Below are 21,064 nucleotides of genomic sequence, written 5' to 3'. Positions count from 1 at the left end.
TTGATGCCAAGTCGCTATGTTATCCCAATGGATACGCCATGACACTCATCAATGCCAATTCAGGCTGGGTCGTGTCCAAGCGACTGTACTGGATGATGACGGGGATGTTGCTCGAAACAGTGATCGCATAAGGTACGCCTGCCGGAATAGACTGCTCACCGGAGCGAAGCGAAGCAGTACGAATATGCTTTGTTCTTCTCGCTGGCACTTCAGCTATAATATCTTCAAGTGGATCTCTGTCTTCAAAATAGATCGTCATGTGCAACTCCGCATCTGTTGCACCTGTGTTTAATACGCAGATGCTCTCATGACTCTCCAGTGTGCCGCTACTCTCCGGCGGGATATAGCCATCCGGAATCACCCAATAGGTGTGACCTGTAGCTGTTGGAGTCGTCTTATGGGCTGAAGTATCTTGTTTGGTCGAGTCCAATGTCATTTGAGTATATCCTCCAATAATTAAGTTAAAAACGTGGGACGGCTCGCGGGGCAGGCGCTTCGGCGGGCGGATCGGGCTGTGGGCCGCTGTTGGCTCGGGATTTCTTCGGCTCATTCGCGGGGCAATTCTTAAAACCCGTGGGCTTGCGGGGCAGTCGCTTCGGCGGGCGGATCGGGCTGCGGGCCGCTGTTGGCTCGGGATTTCTATTCATTCCCCTCAGCAGTGGAAATCCCGCTCCAAAGGCGGACGCTTCGCTCCCTCTACCCGATTCCGCCCTCCTTCGCTGCTACGCTCGCCTATTTTTTAAAAAGATTATTGCCTTCGCTCTTTCGCTCGGCAACTTTGCTGGCTCGTTACTTCGTTTAACTCGCTACAGCTTTTAAACCCTGAATAGCTCGCGGGGCGGCCGCTTTGGCGGGCGGATCGGGCTATGGGCCGCTGTTGGCTCGGGATTTCTATTCAATTCTCCCTCAGCAGGGGAAATCCCGCTCCAAAGGCGGACGCTTCGCTCCCTCTACCCGATTCCGCCCTTCTTCGCTGCTACGCTCGCCTATTTTTTAAAAAGATTATTGCCTTCGCTCTTTCGCTCGGCAACTTTGCTGGCTCGTTACTTCGTTTAACTCGCTACAGCTTTTAAACCCTGAATAGCTCGCGGGGCGGCCGCTTTGGCGGGCGGATCGGGCTATGGGCCGCTGTTGGCTCGGGATTTCTATTCAATTCTCCCTCAGCAGGGGAAATCCCGCTCCAAAGGCGGACGCTTCGCTCCCTCTACCCGATTCCGCCCTTCTTCGCTGCTACGCTCGCCGGACCCATTTAAAAGTTTATTGCCTTCGCTATTCGCTGGGCAACTTTTGCTGGCTCGTTATTTAATTAACTCGCTTAATTATTAAGGGCATGAACCTACCGCAGATACATCTGCAACGGTTGCAATTGTAACTCGCGGATGGCTTCTGCCACCTGCTGGGCAAGGCGGCGGGCGCCGCGTTCCTGAAAGTGCGTGTTATCCTCCACGCCTGACGGGAAGTTCACATATTCGCCTGGGAGCACCCACATAAAGTCTTCCTTACTGCCTTCCACGCCCGCCTGCTCGAACAGAAGACGGCTGCGCTCCGCCAGATCGATCAGCGGAACATCTTCCTCTTCCGCCAGCTCACGCACGGCGATAATGTAATCGCCGTGCGTATCGGTCAAAGTACCATCGTCCGCGAAATAGCGCCGATGCACCGGGGTCACGAGCACTGGACGAGCCTTGGCTTCGCGGGCAGCATTGATATACTTTTTCAAATATTCCTTATATGTTGTGAATGGGTCGGTCCCACGTTCAGGGTCCGGCTTCTCATCGTTATGTCCAAATTGAATAAACAAAAAATCTTCGGGCTTGATCCGCTCCATAATGGCGCTGAGTCTGCCTTCATTGATGAAACTTCGTGAACTTCGGCCTGACTGTGCGTGATTATCCACTGCCACATCATGTTTGAACTGCGCAGGCAACAGCTGGCCCCAACCACAATACGGATATCCACTTTCTGGCTGATCCGTTACAGTTGAATCCCCGGCAAGGAATACAGTCATGGTCTGATTCGCAAGGGTAATCTCTAACGCATTGATTCTTGGTGCAGGACCGGAAAATGACAGACGAAGTCTGCCGCCGCGAACAACCACCGAGAATCGAACCTCTGCACATTGCCCAGGAAGTGTACGAATGGTTGGCAGTACAAGCCTGCCCTCACCAGCCTTCACTTTGGTCACTGTCTCGGCCAATTCATCACCTGCAACAAGTAATACTTGATAGGTTCCATCGGGAAGATCTACGATGAACGAAGCTTTGAGCGGAATACAGAAGCTTGAACGCAATCGGGCAGACATGGTCGTCTGCCCCTGATTGCTATGAGTTTGTTTCGTGAAATCCGACACACGGTCATCACTAATGCGTAGTTTTTCATACACCAGAGAACCTGCTTCAAAACCGTATTCTCCACGGTTCTCATATGTGGTTGTTGCAGTCACATTCAGATAATCTCCTGTCTCTTCTTCTCTTCCCGAGTCCGGTCCAAAGTTAAACTTCCAGCTGGTCACGGACACTGCCTGGCCCTCAGCCGCTGCCTCCACGGCAACGGTTTGACTACCCTGAGCTTTATTCAAAAGCGACAACCTCCTTGTTTAACTTTCGTAAACGTTCATTCGGGCGAAGATACGAAGAAACATTGAATCCTGCTTATCCTTTCAATCCGCTAGTGCTCATCCCTTGAACAATTTGTTTCTGGAAGATGAAGAACACCGCTACAACCGGAACCAGACTGACGATGGACATGGCGAACATCGCGCCCCAGTTGGAAGCAGATTCGCTATCCAGGAACATTTTCAACGCCATCGACACGGTGTATTTATCAGGCGAGTTCAGGTACAATACCGGACCGAGCAGATCCTCCCATCTCCAGTAGAAGGAGAAGATGGCTGCAGTCGCCAGAGAAGACTTGATCAGTGGCATAATAATCTGAATATACAGTCTGAACTTGTTACATCCGTCGATGGTTGCAGCTTCATCTAACTCCTTCGGAATCGTTCGAATGAACTGTACCATCAGGAAGATGAAGAATGGCATTCCGAAGAATGTAGGAACAACGATTGGCAGAATGGTGTTTAACCAGCCCAGCTTCGTAAAGATAATGTATTGAGGAACCAATACCACGTCATGTGGCAACATCAGTGTTAACATCATCAAGGAGAACCAGAATGTACGTCCCTTGAAGTTAAGTCTGGCAAAACCGAAAGCGATCAGCGATGACGATATTACGGCACCGATGGTGGAAATAACTACGATAACAAGTGAATTGGTGATGTAATCCATGAACGGTCTTCCAGCGGTTCCTTTCCAACCGTCCACATAGTTACTCCAAATCCACTCGGTAGGGAACAAGGTATCCGCAGTGACGAAGATTGTACGGCTTTCCTTGAATGAACTGAAGAGCATCCAAAGTACGGGATACAACATCAGGAGGGCAAGCGCTGCAACGAACAGGTGATAAATGGGCCATTTTACATTTCTCCAAACCATCGTTACTTCCCTCCTTCAGATTCGTAGAACACCCAGTACTTGGATGTCAGGAACACGGCTACCGTGAGTATACCGATCATGATCAGCATGATCCAAGCCATGGCCGAAGCATAACCCATGTTGTTAAACATAAATGCCTGACGGAACAGATACAGAGAGTACAGCATGGTACCATCCATTGGACCGCCTTCTCCTTTGGAGATAATGTAGGCTGGTACAAACGTCATGAATGCACCAATCGTTTGCATAATCATATTGAATAGAACGATCGGGCTAAGGAGAGGCAAGGTAATGCTGAAAAATTTCCGGATAGGATTCGCACCATCTACACCTGCTGCCTCGTACATCTCAGTGGGGATATTTTTGAGACCAGCCAGGAAGATCAGCATGGACGAACCGAACTGCCACACAGACAGTGAGATAAGCATAACGAGGGACGCATTCGGGTCACCAAACCAGCTGATAGGCCCGATCCCAATTGCTGTTAAAGCGCTGTTGATAACCCCCTCATTACTAAAGAGGTTACGCCACATAATGGATACGGCTACACTACCACCGATAATGGATGGCAGGTAATACAGCGTCCGGTACGTTCCAATCATACGAGAGCCAGTGTTCAGGACCATCGCTACGAAGAGGGCAAAGATCAATCTTAACGGCACCCCAATGAATACATACAGAAACGTCACTCTGACCGAATTCCAGTATTTCGGGTCATCAAAAAACATTTTGGTGTAGTTATCGAGCCCAATCCACCGCGGAGAAGTGAACAAGTTATAACTTGTGAACGACATATATAAGGAAACAAACATGGGGATGAGCGTGAAGCCCAGGAATCCAATAATAAACGGGCTGATGAACGCATATCCGGTTAAGTTTCTACGTAGCGATGAATACTGCCTCAATGGAACGAACCTCCTTCATGGATCAGCCTGCTGCCTCAATCCCTTCGGGTTATCTGGACGGGGAAAGGCCCTCGCATTCGCGAGTAGCCCCTTTCCCGACCATCCCAGCGGTGGGACGAGCAAGCTATCATTCAACTGTTATTTATTGTTCGCAAGTACAGATTCAGCGTTCTTGCGGAATGTTTCTGCTGCCTGTTCGGGTGTAATTTTGCCAAAGTTCAATTCTTCAACCACATCTGCCAGAGAAGAGATTACTTCCGGTGAACCAACCGGTGGCGGAGGGCTCATTGGTGAAGCTTTAGGCTCCATGGCTGCTACGAATTCAAAGACCTGTTTCGTTGCATCACTCAGCTCAGGTGCGATGGCTTCTTTGATTGCTCCTGAGATTGGTACACCGCGCTCACCTTTGATCAGTTTGTTGGCCTCCACGTCATTCACCCAGAAATCGATGAATTTAGCCGCTTCTTCCTTCACTTTGGAGTTGGACGTTACACCCCAATACATACTTGGTTGCATATAAAGTCCTTTTTCCATATCCGGTCCTGGCATTGGAGCGATTTCGAGTGGTCGGTTCGCTACCTGTTGCAAGGCTACGAACTGGTTCGACCATTGCCATACGCCGATTCCTTTTTCCTTCACGAGATCCGATTCCTCAATAATGCCTTTGGTTTGGTTGGCTACATCCGGCGTAGGTGCTGCACCTTGCTCGATCATGCGGCGCATAAGTCCGAAGAACTCTACAAACAATTTGTCATCATCATAGCCAAGACCTGTTCCTTCCGCATTGTAAAGCGACAATCCTTTGGTACGCAGGAAGTAGTGGAAGAAAATATCCGGAGCTATTCCTCCATCCAAATACAGACCTTTCTCTGCGGTTTGTTTACCCAGTGCTTCGTACGATTCCCAAGTCATATTGTCAGGGATTGCATCCACGCCTGCTGTTTTAAGCAATGCAGGATCATACTGGAAGCCCAGAACGTTAACACCGGCAGGTACACCGTATTGTTTACCGTTAATTACACCTGTGCTGATAACATTCTCGGACACATCGTCCACTTTGATCTGGTTGCCCAGATAAGGCGCTAGGTCCTCAAGCTGACCATTCTGTGCATATTGGCTGATGTAGGAAATATCCATCTGAACAATGTCAGGCAACTGATTTGCCGCTGCTTGTGGTGCGAGCTTTTTCCAATAGTCGTCAAATGAAGCATATTCCACGTCGATTTTGACATTCGGATTTTTCGATTTGTACAGGTCGATGACCTTCTGTGTATATTCATGCCTTGCATCCGAGCCCCACCAAGCGATCCGCAGGGTAACTGAGTCATCTCCAGATGCTCCTTCAGTTCCTCCACCTGAGCTACATGCCGCTGTAAAAACGAGCAATGCAGCCATCATCAGGAATATTGCCTTTTTCACCATGCCAATCTCCCCTTTTATGTTGATATGGTTGTGTGAACGAGTTATCCTCTCATTTCTGATAACGCTTTCACAAACTTGTTAATGTCATTTTCGCAAATGTACGACCATAGTTGAATACACAAAACCGTCTTGTTGGTTCAAAAAACAGAGGAGGATAACAGTCCCCCTCTCGGCGCTGTTTATCCTCCCCAGACATGAATCACACGATTGATAGTCCATTGTTATATGCCGATCCTGCGGAATTCCGTAGGTGTCATACCGGTCCACTTTTTGAACACCTGACTGAAATATTGTGAATTCCCGCCGAATCCAAACAATTCAGCAAGCTCGAATACTTTCACATCTCCACCTCTGCGAATATGGTCACATGCGCGTTCAATGCGCAGACGATTCACATAGTTGGAAAAATTCTCGCCTGTGACTTTTTTGAAAATCTTGCCCAAATAATCCGGATTCATATAGAGCATCTGATGGGCGACTCCATTGAGCGAGAGATCTGCCTCTCCAAAATGACGATCCACGATATCCATCATCTTCTCCACGGCAGAAGACTGGCGACTGATATGGTTTTTGTAATAACCGGAAGTTAATCGGGCTGCACTACTTGCAACAAAAGATTTCAAACCAGATAACGTATCGATATGAGGCAATTCCGCCATACGCTGGGTAAATTCTGTTGCCTCCTCCGGCGGACAGACATGAACCATCGCCGAGTATAGCTGCACTACATAAGAGCGAGTCACCTCAATTTCCAGCTGCTGACGCGACAATAGATCAAACAGACGCTCCACCTCTAACGCGGTTTCCTCGGTATTGCCCGATTTGATCAACTGACACAGTTGCTCTGCATCCTGCTCTACATGCACGCCGTCGCATTCTCCGGCCAATACCAGATCATTCTTCGTGATCAGCTTGCCTTCACCGATAAAGAAGCGATGGTTCAGATACTGCAATGCCTCACGAAACAACCGCCTGGACTGGATCATTCGATCTGCTTCACTCAGCGCAGCGGTCACTTCCAATTTATATAGTCGGGTAAACGCAGCCCGAACTTCTTCAATGCTCTCCCTCAGTCCAGCCGGATCAGCAGAATCCGCGAGCAGAATCAAGAGTTTGCCTTCGATGGTTGTGCTTAACAGTACATGTGGGAGCAGGTCACTGGCAATGTTTTTGATCGCAAATAAGTGACTGTAATCATGTTCATCCACAATTCGGAACAGCAGTAACCGAACCGCGTTCTCTTCAAGCTCCAGATCGAATAGCTCCTGATAATACTCCAAATCAACTGGCCCATAGGTTCGGTTGGTCATGAACTCCAGCAAAAATTGTTCCTTCACATGCGGAAGCACCCGTTGCAGCCGCTGTTTCATCTCACCGGCAACATGTTCCTTCACCTGGGCATCCTGATGTTCCTGCAACAGTTCAGTCAGCGCATCATGGATCTGATTCTCGTTACAGGGCTTGAGCAAATAATGCTTCACACCATATTGCATCGCTCTGCGGGCATATTCGAACTCCTTATAGCCAGATAACATAATGAAACGAACACCCGGGTATGCTTCGGATGCCTTCTCTATGAGTCCGAGACCATCCAGACCCGGCATAGAAATATCCGTAATGATAATATCGGGTCTCGACTGTCCGATTTTGTCCAATGCTTCGATCCCGTTCCTCGCTGTTCCCACCAATTCCGTACCTGCCGCGGCCCAATCGACCACTTGGGAAATCCCCTCCAGAATGACACGTTCATCATCTACGAGCATCACTTTGTACATCGTCATCGTCCTCTCTAATCCAAGGTATGCTGATCGATACTACAGTTCCTGATCCGGGCTTGCTGCTCATCACCATTCCACCTTCATCACCGAAGGTCAGTCTGATTCGTTCCTGGATGTTAGACAACCCAATGCCCTGTCCTCTTGTCTGAATACGTCCTTCGTGTAGTTGTTCCAGGAATTCAGGTGTCATCCCCGGACCATCGTCCTCGACTTCAATAATCACCTTATCTCCCTCTGCTCTCGCCCGGATCCGAATCCGGCAAGGGTCAATGCTTGGTTCGAGTGCATAGTGTATGGCGTTCTCTACCAACGGCTGTAACGTTAACTTCGGAATTCGGGCCGTCCCTACCTCTGGGGCAATCTTCATATCGAAATCCAGTCTTTCCTCAAAACGAGTGCGCTGAATCGTCACGTAACTGCGGACAATATCCAGCTCTCTTTCCAGCGTGATCCACTTCTCGGACATGTTCACAGAGCTTCGCAACAGAAATCCTAGAGCCTCAACCATTTCCGAGATCTGACGTTGCTTCTGTACTTTGGCCAGCCAGTTAATGGATTCAAGCGTGTTGTATAGAAAATGTGGATTAATCTGCGCCTGAAGCGCTTTCAACTCGGTCTCACGAATCACCAGTTGCTTCGCATAATTCTCATCAATTAATTCGCGTATCCGTTGAAGCATCATCTTAAATGTGCGATGCAGCAGGCCAACCTCATTCTGTGGAGATATCGGAACATTGCCTAGGGCTGCCTCCTCCAATTTATCCAGATCGCCTTTTTCGATATTACGCATCTTCTTGATCAACTGCGCAATCGGTTGGGTGATACTGCGGGAGAATTTCGCTCCAAATATAAGTGCGGCCAGAAATATCATGATAAAGATCACCGTGACCAACTGTTTGACAAACTGGATCTGTTTAAACATCTGGTCAAACGGGGTCGTGTACAAATAGGTCCAATCCGTATAGGAAGAATGGGCACGGGCAACAAAGTGTCTTCCCTGCTCCAACATGGCAATTCCGTAGGGCTGGGTGCGCTTCAATTCAGACTCAAGCTCGGCTTCACTGACCGACGATTCTGTTGGATAGATCACTTCTTTTCCATCCGTAATGAGTAGTTGAGAGTCCTCAGCCGGTTCTTGCATCTGATCCTGTACAATTCGGTCCAAACGTACGCGGATGATCAATGTACCGAGGTCTTCCAATGTAAATGCTCCACCTATAAAGGATTTCACCTGTCGGACGGACAAAAGTCGGGACTGTTTATCCCCGCTGGTGTGCCAGGCATTGGAGCCGGAGAATTGCTGTCCCAGTGCAACCAGTTCCTTTTGCTTCGACTCCGAAATCCCCTCCCGATTGCCTGCGGCCATAACATTATTATCATTATCGATAAATAGCATGGAATAGACATATTTTTCGGAACCCGCGTAAGCGACTAATCTGTTGGTAATCTTTTTGCGCAATCCATTTTTCTCGTAACCTGTTTCGACCTTTTTCAGTTGGAGCAAATATTGCTGGAGCGGCTCGTCCGACATCACCTTGAAGGAGAGATTGGAAATCTCACGCAGTTGATTCTCAATGCCTACCGAAGACATATTGAGGACTTGAGAGGATTTCTCATAGATCTGCCGGTCATAGATACTGAACACATATCGGAGTACGGATGCATAAAACGTAAAGCTGATTAACATCAAAAGTCCGATGAGAAGAATCGTTTTGTGATGAATTGGCAGTGTTGTGAAAGCGTTCTTAATTTTGCTCATCCTAAGCGCTCCTTTGGCTTGCGAAGGGTGCTGTCGTGCTATGGGTTAGTGGTTTTATTGTCAGTTATTTTCATATTTACACATCCATGGTCATCTGACAAGATATATTTATGCAACATTTTAGGTCATTAGAGAAGGTATACATCCGTGTCAGCAACTCTCATAGAACGTAAAACAGCCAGAATTCCTTGAACAGATCAAGGAATTCTGGCTAATAAATAACATGCTATGTTAGAGCACGAAATGCATATTATGGATTAACAAACACGGTTTTCAACTTCGCTACATATTGCACGTCAAAGCTAAGACCTTCGGCTACCATGGCAAGCGGTACATATGTTTTGGACTCTTTGCCTACCTTGTTCAGGAATGCAGGTGTATCCACGGTAACGGAAGCTCCGTTGACCTGCACAGCATTGGCACCAATTTTTACAGCAACCTTCCGGTCTCCGTATGTAATGGTTGCGGTTGAGGTTTTGTTATCCCACACCGTAGTAGCACCGACAGCGTTCACGATGTCCTGGATTGCCACAAAATTTTTGCCGTTACGGATAATCGGTTTGTACGGTGTATTCAATGTTTTGCCACTCACAATAATGTTCATCGGCTCACCTGTCGCAGGTGCAGTCAGCTTGGTGTAGTCGCCCCAGATCGTTTTGGCAAATACTTCGGCAATGGCTGCATATCCGAATTGATTCGGGTGGAAATCACGATTTTTGATCATATGTGTCATGGTGCCCTCGCCGCCAACAAATTCCTTAGCCACGTGTGCCACTTTGACATCGATACCCTGAGCAGTGAATTGTGCTGCAATACCATCAATGGTTTGTGTGAAGCCTTGGGATGCCTCCATGAGTTTGGCATAAAGAGCTTTGCCCGCTACTTCTGGCATCGGTTGATACTGATCAGCGATGACAATTGTAGCTGTCGGGTTAATCTCATGAATGTCATTAATCGTTGCACTTACATTGGCTGTATATGTTGCGAGTAATTCTTTTACCTTCGCTTGCAGATCCTGATCACTCAGTTTGTCTGCTGTACCGAGAAGCTCAGATACATCATTTCCCCCAATGGTAATTGCAATCAGATTCGCCTGTGCTACACTCTCACGGATTGCAGCCGTATTGGCTCCGATCTGTCCCGCTCTTGGATCAGGAAGACTTGGTTGAATGGCTTCAGAAGTCAGCGTTTTGCCATCCTTAATTGCAGTGGTGAAGTTTTTCAGGCCACTGGTTTTTAATCCGGCAATCCCGTAGTTGTCCACCTTTGTACGTCCATGCAGTAACCCCTGCTCTTGCAAACGTTCCACATAACCATAAGGCAGCTCTTTGGTGTTGGGTTCATAACCTACGGTTATGGAGTCTCCCAAGGTAACAATGCGGAACTCCTTCGTTACGGCTACTGCATCTTTCTTGGCAGTCAGTGATGCCTCGTTCGTACCCGCCGGCAATACACCTGTTTTGGCGTCTGCAGCATGTGCAGGCAATGCAGATGATGTGAAGAGCAGCATCCCTGCCAGCATACTGGCTGTTAAACCTGCAGCTGTATTTTCCCATATACGTTTACGCTTCATTCGGGGTAACACTCCTTTTCGTGAATCTATAATAATTTACACTAATATATAGTACATCGCTCATTCCAATGACATCAGTTCGTGTTACTCTATTCTATCATTTTAAAGTAGGCGTTGTCCTCTCTGTTGAGAGCACACATGAAATAACAGACTCCCTGATGGGGAGCCTGTTATTTACCAAGTTCAGATATGACGTTCAGTGATTAATTAAGATTGCGGCTTATCTGAGTCTTCAGAATTCGAATAATCCGTGTTGCTCTCCGGTTTGTTCCCGGTAGCTCGCTCCAGATAGCGATCATAACGATCGTCCACTTCGCGTGCCATCTTCCGGTACTTTAACGTTTCTTCGACGATTGGATCACGTTCCGTCTGAATCCGCACTTCATATTTGGGAGGAATCAGCTGGCGTTCCCGCTGATCGGTGTCGCCGGACTCTTCCATGTCCCCTTCCGTCAGCATATCACTGAGCCGTCGTTCCAGTTCTTTGGATTCATCCATTGTTTTCGCTCCTTATAATCAATTTCACTCTAACCCAGTAGCCTTTGCTTCCTTCAGTACATCTGTTAATGCATCATGGATTTTACCATTGCTGGCAACGACATGATTCACGGAAAGTTGATAAGGCGTTCCGATGGTATCTGTCACCTTGCCGCCGGATTCTTCAACCAGTAGCGCACCTGCGGCTATATCCCACGGTTTCAGGCCAACCTCGGTGTAGGCGCTGAGACGTCCTGCGGCAACATACGCCAGATGAAGGGCCGCAGATCCACCTGCACGCAAGTTACGAACCTGCGGAGCAAGAGCCTGTACAGCCGCCATATTCAGTGGCAAAGCAAAGGTTGTATCTGCCGGGAATCCAACTGCAATCAGGCTCTGAGCCAATTCCTTTTCACCAGATACAAGCATCCGGTTTCCGTGAACGTATGCCCCTTTCCCTTTTTCCGCAACAAACAGTTCATCACGGGAAGGGTCGTAGATCACGCCGACAATGACTTCACCATTGTGAGCCAATGCGATGGACACCGAATAAAACGGGAATCCGTGTACAAAGTTCGTCGTCCCATCTACAGGATCAACAATCCAGAGGAACTCTTCTTCCTCTGCTTCTTTCAGTGCTTTTGCCGAAGCTTCCGGTCCCGGTTCGACGCCTTCTTCTCCCAGAATGGCATGGTGGGGAAAATGCGTGAGAATCAGGCGGCGGATCATCTGCTCCGCTCCTTTATCCACTTCGGTCACCAGATCCTGGGGTGAATATTTCGTTCCAGGTTCGGTTACCGTCCCAAGACGACTTTTGATCCATTCGCCAGCTTTGGAAGCTGCATTAATGGCAACGGCAGTATAGCTTTTGCTTGTCACGACATAAGGTATCTTTTCCTTCTCATTCAAAGCGTTCACTCTACTTTCTATATCAATCTACGAAAAGTTGAAATACTTGTTAAAAGTATACGCCCCACAGGTCGTAAAGTTTCTCGTTGCCCAGGCCCCTTTTGACCTTACGGATGAATGATGACGGTAGACTCGTCCACCCACTCCACACCCTCTTCGTGATAGAATGCCAGCTTCTGCATCAGTTGCACAAGTGCCTCATCCTTGCGTTTGGCTTCGATCATCACGTCAAGCCTTGGGGTGTCTGCTGCGATATGACGTAAGAAGTCGAGCAAAGGCTCTACCTCCACCCCATCAGCATGACCTCGCAGATCCTTTTCACTCTTCGGACTGGAGACATGGATTTTGGGTGGCAATGGCTGATCAGCCGGTGAATCTGCCTGGGCGAGCGGTGACTGCCAGGTCTTCAGGATATCAGGCCACAGATCCCATGGCCGTTCTCCTTCGTTGTTCACCCACTGGTGATGAATATCCAGTACCATGGGCAATCCCAAGCGCTGGCACACAGCCAGTGTCTCTGGCGCATTGAACGTTTTGTCATCATTTTCGAGTGTCAGTCGCTCCTGGATGTCTCGATCCAGCTTCAAAAAGTTTTCTTCAAAACGAAGCGCCGCCGAAGGCTTGTCCCCGTATGCACCACCAATATGTATATTGTTCTTGGCAGTGGCATTCAGACCCATAGCATCCAGCATCCGAACATGATGACGAAGGTCGCGAATTGAGTTGTGCAAAACTTGCTCGCGGGGTGTACTAAGTACAGTAAAATGATCCGGATGAAAGGACACACGCATATGATTTGCCTTCACAAAATCACCAATGGCCTCAAAGTCCTGCTTCAGTGCCGGGAACGGGTCCCAGTCATTCAAGTCCTCGTGTGTCGCCAGTGGAATCAATTTGGAAGAGAAGCGATATACATGAATATGGCTGCCTTTGTTGTGCCGGAGCAAACGTAATGTATTGTGCAGGTTCTCGGCTGCAATCCGTTCAAGCTTGCGGATGGCTGCTTCCCTGTCATCGATTTTGTTGAAACTGGACATGGTCATGGTCCGGGAAGGTGAGGCATTCTCAACAAGCACGGACATTGCCACATAACCAAAACGTACGAGCATGAATTTCTTCCTCTCTGTTAGGGCGGATAACCCGCACGGCATATTCAGCCGTCAGGATGTACCGTCACTGTATATAACCAAGTTTTACCCTAAAAGAGTGACCATAATCGTATTTTGGCAAATCAGTACATCCGTCCCACACTCACAATCACAACAACTATTCCTGTGCCTGCTCTCCAAAGAACATCTCATCCGCAAGTGCGGTCTGGATGCGTGATTCTTCCTCGGTCAGTTTACGGATCAACTGCATCTCTACTTCGGTTACTTCTTGACCCTGGAAGTTGATCTCTGCAATGGAAACCACGATCTTCACGATGGCTACAGCCACGTTATCCGGTGTATAAGCAATGACTTTCTGGCCGGTAGGAAATACCCGGAAGCCCTGTTTAACCATTTTGCCGCGACCGTATTCAAGCAGTTCGAACAGCTCCTGCTCACTCTTGAATTTGCATACGGAATTGAATTCAGTCTGAAATCCCATGCATACCCCTCCTGATCTTGTCGTCTCAGGCTACGCCTGTACGCCGTTCTCGTAATTCAGTGCCTGCTTGCGGTTGTAACGCTCCAGTGCCAGCTCAATCATGCGATCCAGTAGCTCAGCATACGAAACACCGGTCTCACGCCACAAAAGTGGATACATGCTGTACGGTGTGAACCCAGGCATGGTGTTGACTTCATTAATAAGTAATGCGCCGTCCGTTTTTCGAATGAAGAAGTCCGCACGGGAAATGCCGTTACCTTCAATCGCACGGAACGCCTGCAATGCGGCTTCGCGAATACGATCTGCTGCTTCGGGATCCAGTGGTGCCGGAATCAGCATCTGGGATTGACCATCAATATACTTGGCTGCATAGTCATAATACTCACCGGAGGATACGATCTCGCCTGGAACGGAAGCCATAGGCTCGTCATTGCCGAGGACGCTAACCTCAACCTCGCGTGCTTCAACGAACTCCTCAATGACAACCTTCGTATCGTACCGAAGTGCGAACTCGACAGCTGTCTTCAACTCATCGCGGTTACGCGCTTTGGAGATGCCTACGCTGGAGCCCAGATTTGCCGGTTTGATAAAACAAGGATATCCCAGCTGATCTTCGACCTGTACGATCATCTCGTGCTCTGTCTGCTTCCATTGTGTCGCATTAAAATACGTAAAGGCACATTGGTCAATGCCAGCCTGTGCGAACAGCTTCTTCATAACCACTTTGTCCATGCCACCAGCTGAAGCGAGTACACCTGCACCTACATATGGCATATCCGCCATCTCGAACATGCCCTGAATAGTGCCATCTTCACCAAACGTACCATGCAGCAGAGGGAACATGACGTCCAGCGCTTCCGCTCCGCCATACAAACGGCCAAACAGTGCGTTCAACGCATCCTGAGTTCCACCTGCCGATTGCTCCAGCTTCAAATCTTCAATCTGCGCGAACGGCGCATGCATGACAGGTCCTTTTTTCCACGTTCCCTGCTTGGAGATATAAAAAGGAACCAGTTCATACTTCTCATAATCAAATGCGTTCGTTACAGCAAACGCCGTCTGCAGCGACACCTCGTGCTCGCCCGATTTTCCGCCGTACACGACGCCTACTTTTAATTTATCCATACTCATGCGTAACCTCCGATTATCTGTGCCTGATGCTGTCATCCTTGCATGCTCAGCACCCTTGTTATTCTGCTTGCGTTACCTGATCTTATTTTACACGGAACTGGATGTCTGCGTCACCGCATCCCGAAAATCTTTCGTCATTGAATCAATTTCATAACTCACTAAAAAATGGATTCATGTAACTAGATATAGACAAATCGAATCATTTCGATCTATATCTAGCCCTGATTGAAGCAGCCAAAGGTATTATGAAATTGATTCCATTAAAACTCATCTGCAATATGAAAAAGCCGGTATACCGTCCGCTCCGTCCAAGCGTAAGAATCCCGGTAATCCCAATATCGGTGACGGCTGCTAACCGTATGTGCGTTAACAAGCGGCATACCACCCGCATCAAATGCGGTTACAACGGTGCTATGCTGAAATCGCCCATCTCCATCCCAATCATAGAGAATAACATCTCCCAGCATCAGCTGCTCAGGACGATCCACGACTGTTGCAGTCAGACCCCAGCTGCTGCCTGATAAATAACGCTCCAGACTATTGGAGACAGCCCAGCTGTAACTCCACATTTCGGAGCCGTTTACATACCCTTTATACCACCAACCAGCTTCTCTTCTACCAGTATAGTGGATGGGTGCGCCCCCTGCAAAGAGACATTGGGACACGTAATTGGTGCAATCCACATCAAATTCCTCAAATGCCGGATTCCCCGCATTCCACCATCGATCCGCATAGGCAACCGCCAGATCCCTGCGATATGCCTGCTGACGTGAGCTTCTGCCTTGACCCAAAACTTCCCGATTCAGAAGTGGCCGGTTCATCGCCTGTACAAAATCTGCCTGTTGAAACGGACGTCCTTCCCCAGCGGGGCGACGCTCCGGCACTTCCCGCTCGACCCGTCCAATGATCCATCCACCACTCTGCCGTAGAAAGGTTAACCGCTCCCGCTCAATCCGGTCCTCCCGGTGGGTGATCCCGCTCTTCTCGTAGAACAGTCTGCTGTACAATTGTACATCCACCACCGCTTCTTCCTGTCCATCCATAAGCGTGCGCACAAGCTTGGCGCTGGTCTCGCTGCGAAGAGGCACGGCGCGCCGCTTACGGTACCATTCGTCCAGCCTTGCCATACGCTCTCCCCGTTCCACCACGAAGTCAGGATCAGTAACGATCCGTTCGCTGGTCTGTGGACGGTAGTCGATCTCACAGCGATTGTACTGGTTCACGTAAGTATATAAGGCACTCTTCCATTCCCGTTCCAAGCCTATGTCCCCCTTTGGCATGAGTTCTGTCTGGAATATTTCATTGCATATATAAACTCCTACTATTCATATGAGAGGGTCTTCAGTTGTATGTACATAGCTCGGGATGAAGGCTTAAAATTCGGCAAATACAGGTACATGATATTTCTTATTCCTTCTCGCTTCACGAAAACGCCTTCATTGGTTCAAAAGCTTGATTGAACAGGTAAAAAGCCCTTTACGTACGGAGGTGAAAACGGTATACTTAAAACTAAAGTTATGATTATGAAATTACGTTTCACCTGATGAAACTAACGAACGAGAACACGGAACGATGAAGGCCTGTTCTTCACCTAAATGAACGTTTTCTTCATCTCACCGACACATCCCAAGGAGGTACATGTATGTCAGCAAAGAATCATTTCTCCGCCGCTCGCAGTCTTGAGGTTGGAGGCAAGTCTTACCGCTACTACAGTCTCGATGCTCTTCAGGAAGGCGGCCACGGCGATCTTTCCAGACTCCCTTTCTCCATTAAAGTGTTGCTTGAAGCAGCAATTCGTCAATTCGACGGACGTGCCATTACCGAAGAACACGTAAAACAACTGACCGGCTGGGCAGATGGCCGTGACAATAACAAGGAAATTCCATTCATCCCTGCACGTATCGTTCTACAGGATTTCACCGGGGTACCGGTTGTCGTTGACCTCGCTGCAATGCGTGATACCGTGAAAAAAGCAGGCGGCGACCCGAAACAGATTAACCCGCTCGTACCCGTCGATCTCGTTATCGACCACTCCGTTATGGTTGATGCTTTCGGTACCAACGATGCACTTGATTACAATATCCAAGTCGAGTTCGAACGTAATGAAGAGCGTTACCGCTTCTTGCGTTGGGCACAAACGGCATTCAACAACTTCCGTGCGGTTCCACCATCCACAGGTATCGTTCACCAGGTTAACCTGGAGTATCTGGCTTCCGTGGCAGCAACGAAAACGGTGGACGGCGAGACCGTTGTATTCCCGGATTCCCTCGTAGGTACAGACTCCCACACCACCATGATCAACGGACTTGGCGTTGTTGGTTGGGGTGTTGGTGGAATCGAGGCCGAAGCAGGTATGCTGGGTCAACCGCTTTATTTTGTAACACCGGACGTTATCGGTTTCAAACTGACAGGCAGCCTGAGCGAAGGCGCAACAGCAACGGATCTGGCACTCACCGTTACCCAATTGCTTCGTAAAAAAGGCGTTGTTGGTAAATTCGTTGAGTTCTACGGACCAGGTCTTGCCAACATCGGTCTGGCTGACCGTGCGACAGTTGCCAACATGGCACCAGAGTACGGCGCTACCATCGGCTTCTTCCCTGTCGATAGTGAAACGTTGAACTATCTGCGCAGCACTGGTCGTCCTGACGAGCAGGTTGAATTGGTTGAAGCTTACTACAAAGCTCAAGGCATGTTCCGTACTTCCAGCACCGTTGATCCTGAATTCACAGATGTGATTGAACTGGATCTCGGCTCTGTTGTACCAAGTCTTGCAGGACCAAAACGTCCACAGGATCGCATCGAACTGACACAAATGAAAGAAAGCTTCAACAGCATCATCCGCACACCTGTAGATAAAGGCGGTTACGGGCTGAGCGATGAGAAAATTGAACAAACTGTACCTGTGAAGCATCCGAACGGTTCCTCCAGTGAACTGAAAGCAGGCGCTGTTGTGATCGCTGCGATCACAAGTTGCACGAACACTTCGAATCCAAGTGTTATGGTCGGAGCGGGACTGCTGGCGAAAAAAGCAGTTGAACGCGGCTTGACCAAACCAGGATATGTGAAAAGCAGTCTGACACCAGGTTCCCTTGTAGTTACCGAGTACCTGGAAAAAGCAGGCCTGATCACATACCTCGACAAACTCGGATTCAACGTTGCCGGCTACGGTTGTGCAACATGCATTGGTAACTCCGGTCCACTGCCGGACGAAGTGAGCGAAGCTATTGCTGAGAACGATATGACCGTAGCGGCTGTATTGTCCGGTAACCGTAACTTCGAAGGCCGTGTGCATGCACAAGTTAAAGCCAACTACCTGGCATCTCCACCACTCGTTGTGGCATATGCACTTGCGGGTACCGTGAATATTGACTTTGAAACCGATCCAATCGGTTATGATACGAACAATGAGCCTGTATTCCTGAAAGACCTCTGGCCTAGCTCCGAGGAAATCAAGGATACCATCGCTAGTTCCCTGAACGCTCAGATGTTCCGCAACAAGTACGAGAACGTGTTTACAGCCAATGAGCGTTGGAATGCGATCTCTGTACCGGAAGGCGAATTGTACGAGTGGGATCCGAATTCCACTTACATTCAGAACCCTCCGTTCTTCCAGGAGCTTGGCGACAAGTTGAACGATATCGCAGATATCCGTTCTGCACGCGTGATGGCATTGCTTGCGGATTCCGTAACAACGGACCACATCTCGCCAGCAGGTAATATTGCAGTATCCAGTCCGGCTGGACTGTACTTGAAAGAGCATGGCGTAGAGCGCAAAGACTTCAACTCCTACGGTTCACGCCGTGGTAACCATGAAGTGATGATGCGTGGTACGTTCGCCAACATTCGTATTCGTAACCAGGTGGCTCCGGGCACCGAGGGCGGTATTACGAAGTACCTGCCAACGGACGAAGAAATGTCCATCTACGATGCTTCCATGAAGTATCAGGATGAAGGACAGAACCTGATCGTCATCGCAGGTAAAGAGTATGGTACAGGAAGCTCCCGTGACTGGGCGGCAAAAGGAACATTCCTGCTCGGCGTCAAAGCCGTTATCGCGGAAAGCTTCGAGCGGATTCACCGCAGTAACCTGGTCGGCATGGGCGTAATGCCATTGCAATTCCAGGAAGGTCACGGCTGGTCCAGCCTTGGTCTGAACGGACGTGAAACATATGACATTACTGGCCTCAGCAATGATGTGAAGCCAGGACAAGAGTTGAAAGTAACCGTAACTCGTGAGGACGGTACACAGTTCGACTTCCCTGTCATTGCTCGTCTGGACAGCATGGTTGACGTGGATTACTACCATAATGGCGGTATCCTGCAAACCGTATTGCGTCAAATGATGAAAAAAGCTTAATTGCATTAATCATTAATGTGATGAAGTTATACAGAAAAGCTCCCCATTACGTGCAATCAGCACGTGATGGGGAGCTTTTTTAGAATTATTTAACGATCGGTATGTAATTTCAAGTAGGTTCTTATCACTTAGAACTCAAAGTTTAAACCAACTTCTGAATCATCAGGTGGCTCAGGAATACGAAATACACCTCTGCAGTTTAATTTCTCCACGTTCATCCAGTCCACAAAGTCATCCGCCCCGTAACTACGGATAAAGTGAGCATATTCCGTATTTCCCTCATGATCAATAGACTCGATATACTGGGTGAATGGGTGCTTATACTCTAAACTCTGCAAAAAATCGATAAATTCGCCTCTCCACTCACCAATCTGTCCTGCATATTGATCAGGAACGTAGTAGTAGAACACATCAAAGTGATAGACCACAATTTTCATTATCATTTTACTAGCCTCCTAGAACTTACAGATCACAGTTTAGAGTTTTAAGATCTCTCTACCTTCTTTCAGTTGTTCCGACACAGCGGTATAGTACTCAATGCTATCCCCAAGTTCACGTTCAGTCTTATGTATCAGGTAATAGGAATATTTCTGCATCAACTCATGCTCGTTTAACTCAATGGGAAGGTTAATAATCTCAACGTCATACGAATCGAAATGATGTCGATATCCTCTCTCCGATTGCCCCACATTCATGATCGTTTTTATCACCAGCAACTCATCACGTGTACAGGCTCTTATCAGATCGGTTCTTATCCGTTCTAAATCACGCACTACTTCTTCATCGTAGTGATTATTCGTAGCTTCAGCAATTTCGGTTTCAATTTGCATAATGGCTTTCATTGTTCCTGCTAGTTCTTTAGCTAATGAATACAATATATGTCCTCCTTTTTTGTAAGGAATAGGTACTAACGCACCATCTCTACTCTACCTCATTTGCGAAGTTATTCGCAAAGTTCACTGATCCTATGCTAAATTTGATACCTTATGAAACAGCAAAAAAACTCTCCGTAAAGTGCAGTCTGCACAATGATGGAGAGCCTTTGGTTTCAATATGTGTGTGCCCTCCGTTGCTTCAAGGCCATCTTCCTTTTAATGCCCAATGCCATTTCTTACACATGACTTTCCTTAGAATTTAACTTCTTCGTCGTCACGCGGGATTCTCCTCCCACCAACACCTTTTTCAGACCCATAGCCATAGTGAAAACTATATATCCAATCAAGCCACCGAGTGTATTAAGCATCAGATCATCCACATCGAATATGCCCATGCCAGTCACTAACTGTGTCACTTCATAGCCCAGACTGAGCAGCAGAGACAGCAAGAGTACCTTTACGCCAGAGAATAACTTGTTGCCCGTCAACACAGGAATGAAGATGCCCAGTGGGATAAAGGCCAGTATATTGCCTACCAGATGGATTGCGGTGCCCGGACGATGTAACGACAGGCTGTTCCAGTCTCGTGAGATTTCCTGAAACGGCGTCAGGTTGACGGTTCGCGTATGGACCAGATCCGGTTGTTGCAAGAACGCCATCAGTCGATCCTTCACGATGCCAAAATCGACTGGACTTCCTTTGAACAGGATCAGCTTTGTCAACAGATATAAATAGATAATGAAGACGGCAATCCAAAGGATGTAATGTTTGCTTTTCTTCTGGTTGTTATGCTTCAT

General features: G+C 48.3%; 18 protein-coding genes. 1 reads left to right on the top strand and 17 read right to left on the bottom strand.

Annotated features, from left to right (window positions below):
• Positions 1-19: 19 nt before the first annotated feature.
• From NYE45_RS03490 to NYE45_RS03425, 14 genes are all read right to left on the bottom strand, one after another.
• Positions 20-436, bottom strand: a complete 417-nt coding sequence (locus NYE45_RS03490) for a sensory rhodopsin transducer (RefSeq protein WP_340015593.1) — start codon at positions 434-436, stop codon at positions 20-22.
• A 900-nt stretch (positions 437-1,336) separates the two neighbouring features.
• The gene (locus NYE45_RS03485; RefSeq protein ID WP_340015592.1) at positions 1,337-2,578 is read right to left on the bottom strand and encodes a rhamnogalacturonan acetylesterase; all 1,242 of its coding nucleotides are present in this window, start codon (positions 2,576-2,578) and stop codon (positions 1,337-1,339) included.
• Positions 2,579-2,651: 73 nt separating this feature from the next.
• Complete coding sequence (locus NYE45_RS03480; RefSeq protein ID WP_076333843.1) at positions 2,652-3,491, bottom strand: carbohydrate ABC transporter permease; 840 nt, start codon at positions 3,489-3,491, stop codon at positions 2,652-2,654.
• A gap of 2 nt (positions 3,492-3,493) precedes the next feature.
• On the bottom strand, positions 3,494-4,396 hold the full coding sequence (locus NYE45_RS03475) for a sugar ABC transporter permease (RefSeq protein WP_062837603.1): 903 nt from the start codon (positions 4,394-4,396) through the stop codon (positions 3,494-3,496).
• Between the two features lie 138 nt (positions 4,397-4,534).
• Complete coding sequence (locus NYE45_RS03470) at positions 4,535-5,818, bottom strand: sugar ABC transporter substrate-binding protein (RefSeq protein ID WP_340015590.1); 1,284 nt, start codon at positions 5,816-5,818, stop codon at positions 4,535-4,537.
• Positions 5,819-6,039: 221 nt separating this feature from the next.
• Positions 6,040-7,593: a response regulator gene (locus tag NYE45_RS03465; RefSeq protein ID WP_340015589.1), complete on the bottom strand. Its 1,554-nt coding sequence runs from the start codon at positions 7,591-7,593 to the stop codon at positions 6,040-6,042.
• Positions 7,568-9,355, bottom strand: coding sequence for a histidine kinase (locus tag NYE45_RS03460; protein ID WP_340015588.1), 1,788 nt, complete (start codon positions 9,353-9,355; stop codon positions 7,568-7,570). The genes NYE45_RS03465 and NYE45_RS03460 overlap by 26 nt, the downstream gene beginning before the upstream one ends.
• 250 nt (positions 9,356-9,605) lie before the next feature.
• Entirely contained in the window at positions 9,606-10,928 is a 1,323-nt protein-coding gene (locus tag NYE45_RS03455) for a stalk domain-containing protein (protein ID WP_340015587.1), read from the bottom strand.
• 207 nt (positions 10,929-11,135) lie between these two features.
• Positions 11,136-11,426, bottom strand: a complete 291-nt coding sequence (locus tag NYE45_RS03450) for a hypothetical protein (protein ID WP_340015584.1) — start codon at positions 11,424-11,426, stop codon at positions 11,136-11,138.
• 24 nt (positions 11,427-11,450) lie between these two features.
• On the bottom strand, positions 11,451-12,323 hold the full coding sequence (locus tag NYE45_RS03445; RefSeq protein ID WP_062837609.1) for an inositol monophosphatase family protein: 873 nt from the start codon (positions 12,321-12,323) through the stop codon (positions 11,451-11,453).
• Between the two features lie 98 nt (positions 12,324-12,421).
• Positions 12,422-13,423 carry a UV DNA damage repair endonuclease UvsE gene (gene uvsE / locus NYE45_RS03440; protein ID WP_340015583.1) on the bottom strand — a complete coding sequence of 334 codons (1,002 nt, stop codon included), beginning with the start codon at positions 13,421-13,423 and terminating at the stop codon, positions 12,422-12,424.
• 157 nt (positions 13,424-13,580) lie between these two features.
• Positions 13,581-13,904: a hypothetical protein gene (locus NYE45_RS03435; protein ID WP_062837611.1), complete on the bottom strand. Its 324-nt coding sequence runs from the start codon at positions 13,902-13,904 to the stop codon at positions 13,581-13,583.
• Between the two features lie 30 nt (positions 13,905-13,934).
• The gene (locus NYE45_RS03430) at positions 13,935-15,035 is read right to left on the bottom strand and encodes a D-alanine--D-alanine ligase (protein WP_062837612.1); all 1,101 of its coding nucleotides are present in this window, start codon (positions 15,033-15,035) and stop codon (positions 13,935-13,937) included.
• Positions 15,036-15,295: 260 nt separating this feature from the next.
• Positions 15,296-16,300, bottom strand: a complete 1,005-nt coding sequence (locus NYE45_RS03425; RefSeq protein WP_062837669.1) for an amidase domain-containing protein — start codon at positions 16,298-16,300, stop codon at positions 15,296-15,298.
• A 377-nt stretch (positions 16,301-16,677) separates the two neighbouring features.
• Here NYE45_RS03425 and acnA point away from each other — a divergent pair, with 377 nt between their 5' ends.
• Complete coding sequence (acnA, locus tag NYE45_RS03420; protein WP_062837613.1) at positions 16,678-19,392, top strand: aconitate hydratase AcnA; 2,715 nt, start codon at positions 16,678-16,680, stop codon at positions 19,390-19,392.
• 128 nt (positions 19,393-19,520) lie between these two features.
• On the opposite strand, the gene NYE45_RS03415 is transcribed toward acnA, so the two are convergent.
• From NYE45_RS03415 to NYE45_RS03405, 3 genes are all read right to left on the bottom strand, one after another.
• Positions 19,521-19,835: a hypothetical protein gene (locus tag NYE45_RS03415; RefSeq protein WP_340015579.1), complete on the bottom strand. Its 315-nt coding sequence runs from the start codon at positions 19,833-19,835 to the stop codon at positions 19,521-19,523.
• 33 nt (positions 19,836-19,868) lie between these two features.
• Positions 19,869-20,267 carry a hypothetical protein gene (locus NYE45_RS03410; RefSeq protein WP_340015578.1) on the bottom strand — a complete coding sequence of 133 codons (399 nt, stop codon included), beginning with the start codon at positions 20,265-20,267 and terminating at the stop codon, positions 19,869-19,871.
• Between the two features lie 236 nt (positions 20,268-20,503).
• Entirely contained in the window at positions 20,504-21,064 is a 561-nt protein-coding gene (locus NYE45_RS03405; RefSeq protein WP_340015576.1) for a VanZ family protein, read from the bottom strand.

This window comes from Paenibacillus sp. FSL K6-1318, from assembly GCF_037976905.1.
In the GTDB taxonomy this organism is placed as follows: domain Bacteria; phylum Bacillota; class Bacilli; order Paenibacillales; family Paenibacillaceae; genus Paenibacillus; species Paenibacillus amylolyticus_A.
This window is presented reverse-complemented; position numbering and strand designations above follow the sequence as displayed.